11 protein-coding genes are annotated in these 12,774 nt (G+C 67.8%); 9 read left to right on the top strand and 2 right to left on the bottom strand.

The annotated features are described in order from the left end of the window. Window positions 1-387: 387 nt before the first annotated feature. Together argS and lysA are read left to right on the top strand one after the other, a co-directional pair. Window positions 388-2,064 carry an arginine--tRNA ligase gene (argS, locus tag Q4A20_RS02110; protein WP_303119851.1) on the top strand — a complete coding sequence of 559 codons (1,677 nt, stop codon included), beginning with the start codon at window positions 388-390 and terminating at the stop codon, window positions 2,062-2,064. After that, window positions 2,061-3,524, top strand: coding sequence for a diaminopimelate decarboxylase (lysA, locus tag Q4A20_RS02105; protein ID WP_303119685.1), 1,464 nt, complete (start codon window positions 2,061-2,063; stop codon window positions 3,522-3,524). The genes argS and lysA overlap by 4 nt, the downstream gene beginning before the upstream one ends. Here lysA and Q4A20_RS02100 read toward each other — a convergent pair. Both Q4A20_RS02100 and Q4A20_RS02095 read right to left on the bottom strand, forming a co-directional pair. Next, on the bottom strand, window positions 3,521-3,922 hold the full coding sequence (locus Q4A20_RS02100) for a PIN domain-containing protein (protein WP_303119683.1): 402 nt from the start codon (window positions 3,920-3,922) through the stop codon (window positions 3,521-3,523). The genes lysA and Q4A20_RS02100 overlap by 4 nt on opposite strands. Beyond that, on the bottom strand, window positions 3,919-4,275 hold the full coding sequence (locus Q4A20_RS02095) for a type II toxin-antitoxin system Phd/YefM family antitoxin (RefSeq protein ID WP_303119681.1): 357 nt from the start codon (window positions 4,273-4,275) through the stop codon (window positions 3,919-3,921). The genes Q4A20_RS02100 and Q4A20_RS02095 overlap by 4 nt, the downstream gene beginning before the upstream one ends. Before the next feature lie 170 nt (window positions 4,276-4,445). On the opposite strand from Q4A20_RS02095, the gene Q4A20_RS02090 reads away from it, so the two are divergent. From Q4A20_RS02090 to rpmE, 7 genes are all read left to right on the top strand, one after another. Continuing rightward, window positions 4,446-4,712, top strand: coding sequence for a hypothetical protein (locus Q4A20_RS02090; protein ID WP_303119679.1), 267 nt, complete (start codon window positions 4,446-4,448; stop codon window positions 4,710-4,712). 108 nt (window positions 4,713-4,820) lie between these two features. Beyond that, window positions 4,821-6,113 carry a hypothetical protein gene (locus Q4A20_RS02085; RefSeq protein WP_303119677.1) on the top strand — a complete coding sequence of 431 codons (1,293 nt, stop codon included), beginning with the start codon at window positions 4,821-4,823 and terminating at the stop codon, window positions 6,111-6,113. A 2-nt stretch (window positions 6,114-6,115) separates the two neighbouring features. Then, window positions 6,116-7,726 carry a tetratricopeptide repeat protein gene (locus tag Q4A20_RS02080; protein ID WP_303119675.1) on the top strand — a complete coding sequence of 537 codons (1,611 nt, stop codon included), beginning with the start codon at window positions 6,116-6,118 and terminating at the stop codon, window positions 7,724-7,726. A gap of 157 nt (window positions 7,727-7,883) precedes the next feature. Further along, a complete protein-coding gene (locus Q4A20_RS02075; RefSeq protein WP_303119848.1) occupies window positions 7,884-9,230 on the top strand; it encodes a homoserine dehydrogenase in 1,347 nt (448 codons plus the stop codon). 7 nt (window positions 9,231-9,237) lie between these two features. Next, window positions 9,238-10,137, top strand: a complete 900-nt coding sequence (thrB, locus tag Q4A20_RS02070) for a homoserine kinase (protein WP_303119673.1) — start codon at window positions 9,238-9,240, stop codon at window positions 10,135-10,137. 233 nt (window positions 10,138-10,370) lie between these two features. Beyond that, window positions 10,371-12,425, top strand: coding sequence for a transcription termination factor Rho (gene rho / locus Q4A20_RS02065; RefSeq protein WP_303119671.1), 2,055 nt, complete (start codon window positions 10,371-10,373; stop codon window positions 12,423-12,425). A gap of 161 nt (window positions 12,426-12,586) precedes the next feature. Beyond that, window positions 12,587-12,774 (top strand): 50S ribosomal protein L31 (gene rpmE / locus Q4A20_RS02060; protein WP_303119669.1); only part of this gene is annotated, 188 nt, incomplete at its 3' end.

The following is a 12,774-nucleotide window of genomic DNA, read 5'->3' as shown; positions in this document are numbered from 1 at the left end:
GAGAACGCTCTTGCAGGTGGCGGTGCGGAGCCGGTCATGAGCCTGCTACGGCAGGCGATAGAACTGCGTTATGGCGAGGATGACGGCATCACTGACATGCGCTTGCGGCTGCTGGGTCCGGAGCATCCCGACACGCTGGCCGCACGTGACAGTCTGGCCACTGCATATCTGGCAGGAGGGCGCCCGGAGGATGCTGAGAAGCTGCTGGCTCAGTGGCCCTCCGGGAACTGGCGTCTCGCATACGCGTCACCGGGCGACGCGAAGGACCCGTATCAACCGACCTCGGCACGTAAGATCTACCGACCTCGGCACGTAACGTCTACCGATCTCGGTGTGGGATTCGGGATGGTTTCGGCGGGTCGGGGCGGTGCCGGTACGCTGGCGTGCGTGACCCCAGAAGAGCTCGCCGAAGCGATCCGCACCGTCCTCATCGCCGCCGCCAGTGACGGCAGCCTCGCCCTACCCGTGGAGGAGGTGCCGGTCCCCAAGGTCGAGCGCCCCCGCTCTCGCGAGCACGGCGACTGGGCCACCAACGTCGCCATGCAGCTGGCCAAGAAGGCCGGCACGAACCCGCGCGCCCTGGCCCAGCTGCTGTCCGAGCGCGTAGGTGCCCTGGACGGCGTTGCCTCCGCCGAGGTCGCCGGCCCCGGCTTCCTCAACATCCGCCTGGACGCCGCCAGTGCCGGCGAGCTCGCCCGCACCATCCTCACCGCCGGCACCGCTTACGGCACCAACGACTCCCTGGCCGGGCAGCACATCAACCTCGAGTACGTCTCCGCCAACCCCACCGGACCCGTGCACCTGGGCGGGGCCCGCTGGGCCGCCGTCGGCGACTCCCTGGCCCGCATCATGGCCGCCTGCGGTGCCGAGGTCACCCGTGAGTACTACTTCAACGACCACGGCACCCAGATCGATCGCTTCGCCCGCTCCCTGCTGGCCGCCGCCCGCGGCCAGGAGACCCCCGAGGACGGTTACGGCGGCGCCTACATCGGTGAGATCGCCGCCCGGGTGACCGCGGATGAGGCCGCCGCCGGCGGCCCCGACCCCGCCACCCTGCCCGACGCCGAGGCCACCGAGGTCTTCCGCGCCCGCGGCGTCGACCTGATGTTCGCCGCCGTCAAGGCCGAGCTGCACGCCTTCCGCACCGACTTCGACGTCTTCTTCCATGAGGACTCCCTGCACACCTCCGGCGCCGTCGAGCGCGCCATCGGCCGCCTGCGCGAGCGCGGCGTCATCTTCGAGGCCGACGGCGCCACCTGGCTGCGCACCACCGCTTTCGGGGACGACAAGGACCGCGTCCTGATCAAGTCCGACGGCGACCCCGCCTACTTCGCCGCCGACGTCGCCTACTACCTGGACAAGCGTGCCCGCGGCGCCGACTGCGCCATCTACCTGCTCGGCGCCGACCATCACGGCTACATCGGCCGCATGATGGCCATGTGTGCCGCCTACGGCGACGAGCCCGGCGTCAACATGCAGATCATCATCGGTCAGCTGGTCAACCTGGTGCGCGACGGGCAGCCGGTGCGCATGTCCAAGCGCGCCGGCACCGTGGTCACCCTGGAGGACCTGGTCGACGCCGTCGGCGTGGACGCGGCCCGCTACGCGCTGTCCCGCTCCTCCATGGACTCCATGATCGACATCGACCTGAACCTGCTGGCCTCCACCTCCAACGACAACCCCGTCTATTACGTCCAGTACGCCCACGCCCGCATCCGCTCCGTGGCGCGTAACGCCGCCGAGCGTGGCGTAACCCGCGAGGTCGGCTTCGACCCCGCCCAGCTGGACACCCCCCACGATGCCCAGCTGCTGGGCGTGCTCGCCCAGTATCCGGCCATCGTCGCCCAGGCCGCCGCCCTGCGCGAGCAGCACCGCGTGGCCCGCTACCTGGAGACACTCGCCGCCGCCTACCACACCTGGTACGGCGCCACCCGCGTCACCCCGCGCGGCGACGACCCGGTCGACGCCGGGCACGTCGCCCGGTTGTGGGTCAACGACGCCGTCGGGCAGGTCATCGCCAATGGCCTCGACCTGTTGGGCGTGACCGCCCCGGAGCGCATGTGATGAGCGCCGTACCCGCGGGCAAGGCCCCACTCGGCACCCTGACCGCGCCCGAGCCCGAAGCACGCCCGGACCTGTGGCCGTCGACCGCCCGCCGCGGCGCCGACGGCGCCCTGGAGATCGGCGGGCGCAGCCTGGGGGAGATCCTCGCCGACGCCCCCACCCCCATGTTCGTCCTGGACGAGGCCGACCTGCGCGGCCGTGCCGCCACCTGGGCCGCCGCCATGGCGGAGGAGTTCTGGTCCGGATACGGCATGGCGGGCGGCCAGGCCTACTATGCGGCCAAGGCATTCCTCACCACGCGTGTGGCACGCACCGTGCTGTCCGAGGGCATGGGCATCGACACCGCCTCCGCCGGTGAGCTGGCCATCGGCCTGGCCGCGCTGGCCGAGGTCGACGGTGAGGCCGCCACCGCTCACGCAACCCGCCTGGGCCTGCACGGCAATGGCAAGACGGAGGCCGAGATCGCTGCGGCCCTGACCCACCGGGTGGGCCATCTGGTCTTGGACTCGGTCGAGGAGATCGACCTGGCGGCCGCCGCCGTGCGCCGCCTGCGCGAGTCCGGCATCTACGGCCCCGTGGAGACCGGGGCGGTGATGCTGCGCCTGACCACCGGCATCCACGCCGGCGGGCACGAGTACATCTCCACCGCCCACGAGGACCAGAAGTTCGGCATCTCCGTGGCCACGGGTGCGGCGCTGGACGCCGCCCGCGCCGTCGTCGCCGCCCCGGAGCTGACCCTGCACGGGCTTCACTCCCACATCGGCTCCCAGATCTTCGACCTGGCCGGATTCCGGGAGGCCGTCAGCGTCGTGCTGCGCCTGCGCCACCAGATCGCCGCGGCTACCGGGGTGCTGTGCCAAGAGGTGGACCTGGGCGGCGGCTACGGCATCGCCTACACCGGCTCCGACCCGGTCGCGCCCTCACCCGCCGAGGTCGCCCGCGCCCTGGCCGAGGCGGTCCGCTCTCTGTGTGCCGAACTCGGCGACGCCGTGCCGCACGTATCGGTGGAGCCCGGCCGCTCGATGGCCGGACCGGCCATGGTCACCCTGTACACGGTGACCGGCCTCAAGCACGTTCAGCTGGGGGAGGGGGCCGCCCGCCTGTACGTGAGCGTGGACGGCGGCATGAGCGACAACATCCGCCCCGCCCTGTACGACGCCGCCTACACCGCTCTCGTCGCCAACCGGCGCCCCGACCCGGAGGCAGGACTGGTGCGTGCACGCGTGGTCGGCAAGCACTGTGAGAGCGGAGACGTGGTCGTGCGCGACGTGGACCTGCCCGCCGACCTGGCCGTGGGTGACGTGTTGGCAGTCCCGGCCACCGGCGCCTACGGGCGCTCCATGGCCTCCAACTACAATCTGTTCACCCGGCCCGGCGTCGCCTGGGTTGAGGACGGCCGGCAGGGCTGGGTGCTGCGCCCGGAGACCATCGCCCACCTCCTCGCCCTGGAGGGGGACTAGACCGACGGTTCTGCCGGGTCGAGTGTGCGGAGCCCTTGGGCGCGTGCGGCTTTGGCCAGGCGCGCGTCCTGAGTGAGGACCGTCACCGGGTCGCGCGGGTCATCCAGGATGAGGGCTGTGGCCAGGTGAATCGCATCCAGCGACTTGAGTTCGCCGGTCAGTGCCTTGGCATGGCCTATCACGGCGTCATTGATTGCGCATAGCCCAATCATCCGCAGTGCCGTGTCAGCAACGGCCAGTGCATGCTTCTCCCGGCGCAACGCCCTGAATACCTCGAGTTCGAGTAATGCCGAGGAGAGCAGCCTGTCTTCCGTAGCAGCGAGGTGAGCGGAGACTGCCTCATGACCGGGTTGGGCCAGGAGCACTAGGAGCAAGGCGGAGGTATCAAGGTAGATCACCGTTCTTCCTCTCGTTCAGCCATGAAGTCGGCGTACAGCTGGGCGCCGTTTGGAACATTGATACTGGGCAGCGGACCGGTACGCTCGTGCGTGGCCTCTTGGATGAGTCCTTCGCGCAGCAGACGCTCGTAGGGAGTCTCTTCGGGGGCGATCGGTACCAGACGGACAACTGGACGGCCACGGTCGGTGATGGTGACGGGGCGACCGGAGGAGACGACGTCGGCGACGATGCGTCCGGAGCGCTGGTTGAGTTCGCGGAGGCTGACAGTGCGGGTGCTGGCAGCGACGGCGGGGCCAGAGCCAGAGGACGGCGCCGGAGTGCCGTGCGGACTGACTGCGGGTTGAGCCTTCATGAATGGATTATACCAAATGTTCTACATGCTCTACAAGTGTCTGCTTGGCGGTGTTCGATGCACACTGAGTCATTCGGGGAAGTCCCCTACTCCTTGAGGAGGAGCAGCAGGGGCTGTGATTCCACCCCGGGGACGTACTGCGCGGGTGAGATCTTGCTTACGGTCTGGTTATGGACACGATGCGTTCTTCCCTGGAGACCCCGCCCCCGGCGTGGGGGCGTTACGACGGCCCCATTAGCCGCAGTCATCGTCGTGAGCCTGCCGGGCGCGACGGCATGCTGGCCGTATGGGCCTTGGTGACCTGCGTTCTGGTCGGCGTGCTGCTCATCGTTGCCATCACCCCGTCCCTATACACGGCCGCGGGCCTGGCCTTGAGTCTGTCGGCGCTGGCCGGCTGGGGTGTCCTCAGCGCGAGGTTGGTGCGCGAGCTGCGGTGAGTCTGGGCAAGGGCGGCATCCAGGCATGGGGTGGACGCCGTTCGAGGGGGCTGGCGACGGCTCTGCTGGCCTGTTCTCCGGCCCGGCCGCACCGCTTATGATCATGTCATGGCTCTCAGTGACCGCGAGTACCGCAAGGCCTTCTACCAGGCCCTGAGCGTTCACCAGGGACGCAGCATGCTCTCCGAGGAGGACGAGTATGAGCGCTTTTACGTGCCGATCTACGCCGACCCTGATGGGCCGGCCGGTCCTGACCTGGTCACCGAGATTATCAATGCCATTGACTTCACCACCGGCGGCTCCGTGCAGCTACTGTCCGGGTACCGGGGTGCGGGCAAGACCACGGAGCTGATGCGCCTGCAGCGCGAGCTTGATCGCGAGCGGTACATCCCCGTGTACTGGGACGTTGAGGATTACTTCAATACCGAACTGCCGATTGATGAGGGTGCGTTCCTTGTGGGCCTGGCGGCGGGATTCGTTGACAACTGCAAGGATGCTGATCTCCCGCAGGACAAGCTCCGTAAACGCATCTGGGATCTTCTGGGGCGCATAGACGTAGACATAGACGTAAATCTGAAGCCCACTGCCGGACCAGTCGCACTGGACCTGCGTGTGGCGCTACGTGATGACGAATCCTTCCGTGCGCAGGTGAGAAAGGCGCTGGCGTCCAACAGGGCGGTCTTCAGAGAAGAGATTCACAGGTTCTTCAAGGATGTGGTTGCTGCTCTGCCGGGCGGGCGCACCCCGGTGTTCATCGTCGACTCCATTGACCACTACCGGGGGCGGGCGGATGCCTTCGATCAGGTGCGTGAATCGGTGAAGTCGCTGTTCTCGATTTATGCGGACGAGCTCGCCCTGCCCGACATGCACGTGGTTTACACGGTACCCATCTACGCCACCCCTCCGGGGTGGGCGGGGCAGATCTGGCCGGTTCTGAATGTGAAGGTGCGTGAGAAGGATGGCTCAGACTGCACGGAGGGCATCGAGTTGCTCCGCAAAGTACTTGCCCGCCGCGCGCCGGAGGGGGACCTGGGGCGGTTACTGGGTGATCAGACTGATCGGGTGATACGGGCCTCCGGCGGATTATTCCGCGACCTTTTCCGGCTGGTCGCAGGTCTGCTGCTCAAGGAGGGAGGCCTACCGGTTGACGAGGCGGAGATAGAGAGCGCGGAACGCAAGGAGCGCTCAAGTCTGGGAGTTGTACTCAGTGAGGAGCATTGGGAGATCCTGTCCGATGTCCAACGGACCAAGCAGTTGCGGGTTCCGAGGGAGCTTTCTGCATTGGCGTGGGAGCTGCAGGCCCAGGGGGCGGTAATGTGCTACCGCAACGGAACCGTTGACTGGTACGGCGTGCACCCTTTGCTCGCGCCCCTGGTGGCAGACAATAGTGAGCAGTCCTGAACATGGGGATGCCGGATCCTCTGCACGCCGTAGGCGTAGATGAGGCATGGTCGGATCTGCGCCACCACCTGGAGTGGACGGCGGACCGGGGTACGGTCGTATTCATCGCAGTCCAGTCCCGCGACCAGCTTGAGGATATGCGTGCTCGTGCCCGGATGTGGTCGGTGCGAGCGCACATCCCCTGGAATGAAGCGCCCAAGGGTGATGGTGTATCCGAGTGGCTTTCCCGCCGTCTGCCGGCACCGGGCGTGCTTTGGATTGATGCCTGGGACGGCAACCAACGCAGCGGTGCTCTGCACCGGCTGAACGAGCTCAGGGTGAGACTGGCGCAGCGTGGCGCGGGTTGCGTCATCATCGGCGGGCCCACTCAGCTCTTGGTCGACGCCGTGCGGGAGGCGGTGGACCTGTGGTCCGTGCGCTCACTGGTGCTTACGATCGGAAGTCAGGGTGCGGATCGCTCCGCATTCGCCCAGGCGCCTCCACTCGACGCTGAAACTCCTGTGCCCGCAGGCGACGGCTATAGAGCCGCGTGGCGGATCACCCTGCCGCCGGACCTGCGTAGTGACGAGGCGGCGGCGGTGCTGCGAGAAGTGGAACGGGCTCGCCGGCTGCTGGCAACTGACCCGGTCGCTGCGCGGCGAGCATTGGAGAGCTCCACGTATGGGCACTCGCAGCTGGGGAGAGTGCTTTTCGCGCTGGTGCGGGCCGAGATAGCCGGAATGCTCGGTGACGGAGCGGGCGTTGAGGTGGTACTGAGCAGATGCATCAAAGATGCGCCCGAACTGCCTGACGTGCTGAGTGCTCAGGTGATTGACACGGCGTGGCGTATTGCCATTGACTTTGGGGCGCTGGAGTCTGCGGCTTTGGCAGCCGACTACCAGCTGCAGCGGGCGCGGGATCAGGTTGCCATGACTGGTACGTCTGCGGCCCGGCGTGACCTGTCGGTCGCGCTGAAAAACGTTGGGCGCGTGGCTGAGGTGCGCGGTGACTTGGGTACTGCAGATGATGCCTATGCAGAGTCGTTGGCGTTTAGAAGGGAGTTAGTTGGTGAGTTGGGTACGCCTAAGACGTGGCGTGACCTGTCGGCCGTATTGGACAATTTGGGGCGTGTCGCTCTGGTGCGTGGTGACTTGGGTGCTGCGGCTGAGGCTTACCGGGAGTCGCTGGTGATCAGGCGTGAGCTGGTTGGTGAGTTGGGTTCGCCGGAGGCGCGGCGTGACCTGTCGGTTGCGCTGGACAACGTCGGACGAGTGGCGCGGGCGCGTGGTGACTTGGGTGCTGCGGCTGAGGCTTACCGGGAGTCGCTGGCAATCCGCCGGGAGCTGGCCGACGCTTTGGGTACGCCGCAGGCGCGGCGGGACCTGTCGGTTGCGCTGGACAATGTGGGGAGTGTGGCGTCGGTGCGTGGTGACTGGGACGCTGCGGACGCCGCCTACCGGGAGTCGCTGGCAATCCGCCGGGAGCTGGCCGACGCCCAGGGCACGCCCCAGGCGTATCAAGACCTGGCTTACTCTCTGGACCTTGTGGCACAGGCGGCGCAGGCCCGGGGTGATTCCGAAACCGCTGACGCTTTGACCCGGGAACACGAGCAGATCACCCGGCTCATTGAGTAGCAGGCTGTGGCCTGACCCCGATTCTGCCGCAGCTCACCGAACCGAGGAAGCGCGAACTCCTCGGTGCCGCCTATGCTGTGCCGAGTCACGCTCGCCCGCCCCGGCGAGCCCGTATGCACTCGAGGTGGTTCCCGTGAAACAGCAGGCAGCCCAGGAAATGGCGCAGTCAGGCCGGTCGGTCGCGTCCGCGCCCGACCGCTCCACACTGCGCGTAGGAGTCCTCGGCTCCGGCACCGTCGGCACCCAGGTGATCCGGCTGCTGCTGGAACAGGCCGACGACTTCGCCGCCCGCTCCGGCGCCCGCTTGGAGATCACCGGCGTGGCCGTACGCAACGTGGACGCGCCCCGTGACGAGTCTGTTCCGCGTGAACTGCTCACCGATGACGCCGAAGCCGTGGCTACCTCCAACGATGTCGTTATCGAACTCATCGGCGGTATAGAGCCGGCCCGCAGCCTGATCCTGGCCGCATTCGCCTCCGGCGCCAGCGTGATCACCGGCAACAAGGCGCTCATCGCCGCCCACGGTCCCGAGCTGTACGCGGCCGCCGCAGCCGCCCGTACCGACTTCTACTACGAGGCCGCCGTCGCCGGTGCCATCCCGGTGATATATGCGCTGCGCGAGTCCATGGCCGGTGACCGTGTCACCAGTGTGCTCGGCATTGTGAACGGCACCACCAACTACATCCTTGATGAGATGAGCACCAAGGGCCTGTCCTTCGACGCCGCCCTGGCCGCCGCCCAGGAACTCGGCTACGCCGAGGCAGACCCCACGGCCGACGTCGATGGGCTCGATGCCGCCGCCAAGGCCGCCATAATCGCCTCCCTCGCCTTCCACACGCGAGTGGGTATCGACGACGTGGAGGTGGAGGGCATCCGCTCCATCACCGCCGACGACATCCGCGAGGCCCACGCCTCCGGATGTGAGATAAAACTGCTGGCCATCGCCCAGCGGTTCAGCGCCGAGCATGGCGACGACGTCGACGGAATCTCCGTGCGCGTGCACCCCGCCCTGGTGCCCTCGGACCACCCGCTCGCCAGCGTCCACGGCGGCTTCAACGCCGTGCTGGTGGACGCCGAGGCTGCCGGACGCCTCATGTTCTACGGTCAGGGCGCCGGCGGAGCCCCCACCGCGTCCGCTGTGCTGTCCGACGTCGTGGCCGCCGCCGCCCACCGCGTCAACGGTGGGCAGGCGCCCCGCGAATCCAGCTATGCCGAGTTGCCGATCCTGTCCCCAGAGCAGGCCCTGACCCGCTACCAGATCCAACTCCGGGTGGCCGACGCGCCCGGCTCGCTCGCCGCCGTCGCCCAGGTATTCGGCGACCACGAGGTGTCCATCAACTCGGTGCGGCAGGCCAGCTACGTTGACGTCGGAGATGAGCTGGCGCTGGTGACCATCGTCACCCACACCGCGCCGGTGGCCGGACTTGAGGCCGCCGTGGACGCACTGCGCGCGCAGGAGCGCGTGGCCGAGGTGGTCTCCACCCGTCGCGTAGAGGGACTGTGACGCCGCGATGAGACTGGTCAACGAGCGTGCGGCGGTACGCGTTCCAGCAACCACCGCTAACATGGGTCCCGGCTTCGATTCCTTCGGCATGGCCTTCACCTACTACGACGAGGTAGAGGTCCGCCCGGTCGTGGGTGCCACCGAGGTCACCGTAGAGGGTGTGGGGGAGGGAACAGTTCCCACCGACGACTCCAACCTGGTGGTGCGGGCGCTGCGTGCCGGTTTGGATGCAGTGGGCGCCCCCCAGGCGGGCTTCGAAATGCACTGCGTGAATCGCATCCCTCACGGAGGTGGTATGGGCTCCTCGGCTAGCGCCGCCGTCGCCGGGTTGATGCTCGCCCGTGGGCTGCTCTCGGATCCCGACGCGCTGCCCGATGAGGAGGTTTTCCGGATCGCAACGGCTTTCGAGGGGCACCCGGACAACGTCGCTCCGGCGGTATTCGGAGGTGCCACCGTCGCTTGGATCGAGGCGGACGGCACCCCGCGCTCCGCCCCGATGCCCGTGGACGCCACCCTGGCGGTCAACCTGCTCGTGCCGCCGTCGACGACGCGACTGAGCACCGAGGAAGCCCGCAAGGTCCTGCCCGACTCCGTGCCCCGCGCCGACGCCCTGTTCAACACCTCCCGCGCCGCCATCCTCATGCTGGCGCTTGCGGGCCGTCCCGACCTGCTCATGGCGGGGACTGAGGACCGGCTGCACCAGGAGTACCGGCGCGAGGTGTTGCCCGCATCCATGGCCGTCATGGACTCTCTGCGCGAACAGGGATATCCGGCGGTAATCTCCGGCGCCGGGCCAACCGTGCTGGTGCTGGCCGATCTGTCTCAGCAGACCCGTTTCACTCTGGAACGGCACGGCTGGAGCGTGCTACGGCCCGGAATAGATCTCAACGGTGCTCAGTTGGTGTGAAGGGAGCCGATTCACATCCGCCGTTCCCCAGAACGTGCACCTGAGGGGCCCTGGGGTCTGCTACAGTTCTCACCGGCGAGCCGACACTGACCGGCCCGTCGAGTGCGCATCAGGCTGAGTTCGTAGGCCCTGCCGCGGAACTTCACTGGTGCACGACTTCGCCCGTGATATTCCGGGACAGTCCCAGATATATCTGCCATTACTGGCCGATGCTCACACCGTTAAGGACACTCGTGACCGAGATTTCCAGCGCCCGCCCTTCGCTGTCCACCATGCGGCTGGCCGAGCTTCAGCGGCTCGCCTCAACCATGGGACTAAAGGGTACTTCACGCATGCGGAAGAGCGAGCTCATCGCCGCGATCCGCGAACATCAGGCAAATGTCTCCGCCCCTCCGGCGGGCCGCGAGAACAGCGGGCAGACCAAGCAGGCTGAGGCGTCCGCTTCGGTGCGGCGCAGTGGGCGGGTCGCCCCCGCTCCGGAGGCCGGGGCGGATGCCGCCGCTGCGCCGGAGTCGGAGAAGCAGTCCGCTCCGACCGACGCCGACTCGGGCGGCGTGCAGGAGATAGGAACCTCTGCCCGGGCTCGCTCCCGACGTCGAGTAACGGCTGCGGCCGGTGCGCCCCAGGACGCCCCCGCCACGCCTGCCGAGCCATTGACACTGGATATGCCCCAGCGCGCGGCGTCGCCGGAACCCGCCGCCCCGGCGACACCGGGCCGCGTCACCCGCGCCGGTGGCGCCCGACGTGAGTCCGCCGTGGCGGTGCACGATGGACGCGAGGACCCGCGGCGCTCCCGGCGTCGGGCTCAGATCGCCTCCGGAGGCCCCGAACGTCGCGTCGGCAATGAGTTCGTTCCCGAGGATCATGCTGATGCCAAGGCCGCCCTCATGCGGGACCTCGCCGACGCCACCGGTACCCCCGCCGTCGAACCGGCGGAGCGGCGGCGTCGAGGCGGTAACGACTGGGAGGACCAGGCGAACGATGACACCCGCGGCGGAAGGCGGCGTCGAGGCCGCAAGCGTCGCGACTACGACGGCAACCAGGACACTCGCGGGCAGCAATCCCGGGATGAAGAGGTGCTGCTTCCGGTAGCTGGCATACTCGACGTCGCCGACCACCAGCACGCCTACCTGCGCACCTCCGGTTACCTGCCGGGCCCCAAGGACGTGTACGTCAGTGGCCAGCAGATCAAGGAGAACGGGCTGCGCGCAGGCGATGCCATCACCGGCTGGGTGCGAGAGAACGGCGACAACGGGGGATCAAGCGGTGGCTCCGGGCGTGGGCGCCGCCAGAACCGCGCCAACCGACTGAAGTACAAGCCACTGGTGTCCGTGGAGACCATCAACGGCATGGACCCCGAGCGCGCCAAGCGCCGTCCCGAGTTCACCAAGCTCACCCCCCTGTACCCGCAGGAGCAGTTGCGCCTGGAAACCACCCCGAAGGCGCTCACCCCGCGAGTGATCGATCTGGTCTCACCCATCGGCAAGGGCCAGCGCGGCCTGATCGTCTCCCCGCCCAAGGCCGGTAAGACGATCATCCTGCAGCAGATCGCCAACGCGATCTCCGTGAACAACCCCGAGGCGCACCTAATGGTGGTGCTGGTCGACGAGCGTCCCGAGGAAGTCACCGATATGCAGCGCACGGTCAAGGGGGAGGTCATCGCCTCCACCTTCGACCGACCCGCATCCGACCACACCACTGTGGCCGAGCTCGCCATCGAGCGCGCCAAGCGGCTGGTGGAGCTGGGACAGGACGTGGTGGTGCTGCTGGACTCCATCACCCGCCTGGGCCGCGCCTACAACCTGGCCGCCCCCGCCTCCGGGCGCATCCTGTCCGGTGGTGTGGATGCCAGTGCGCTGTACCCGCCCAAGCGTTTCTTCGGCGCCGCCCGCAACATTGAGAACGGTGGCAGCCTGACGATCCTGGCCACCGCCCTGGTGGAGACCGGCTCCAAGATGGATGAGGTCATCTTCGAGGAGTTCAAGGGCACCGGCAATATGGAGCTGCGGTTGTCGCGGCAGCTGGCCGAGCGGCGAGTCTTCCCCGCCGTCGACGTTGCCGCCTCCTCCACGCGCCGTGAGGAGCTGCTGATCGACCCGGCCCAGTTGAAGATCATGTGGCGGCTGCGGCGCCTTTTCTCCGGTCTGGAGCAGCAACAGGCCCTCGAGTTGGTGCTCGGCAAGCTAAAGGAGACTCAGTCCAACGCGGAGTTCCTCATGGTCATCTCCAAGACCACTCCGCAGGGCACTTCCTTGGCGGATGCCGACGACGACGCCAAGCTCGCCTGATCCTTCCCGTACACCGGAGTCGCCCCGCCGCCACCGTGCCGCGTCTCACCCGAGGTGCGCATTGTGACGGCCGGGGCGGCCTGGCACAATAACCGACCGGCCTCCGGTTCACCCGTGCATCCGTGCGGGACCCGGGACCCTCTAGCCACAAGGAGAAACCTATGAAGCAGGGAATCCACCCCGAGTACGTGCCCACCAAGGTCACGTGCACCTGCGGCAACAGCTTCGAGACCCGTTCCACCGTTACCGCCGGTGAGATCCGCGTGGACGTGTGCTCGGAATGCCACCCCTTCTACACCGGCAAGCAGAAGATCCTCGACACCGGTGGCCGCGTGGCCCGCTTCGAGGC

This window comes from Actinomyces sp. (genome assembly GCF_030530635.1).
Classification (GTDB): Bacteria; Actinomycetota; Actinomycetes; order Actinomycetales; family Actinomycetaceae; genus Actinomyces.
The sequence above is the reverse complement of the archived record's forward strand: the minus strand, read 5'-3'. Positions and strand labels throughout refer to the sequence as shown.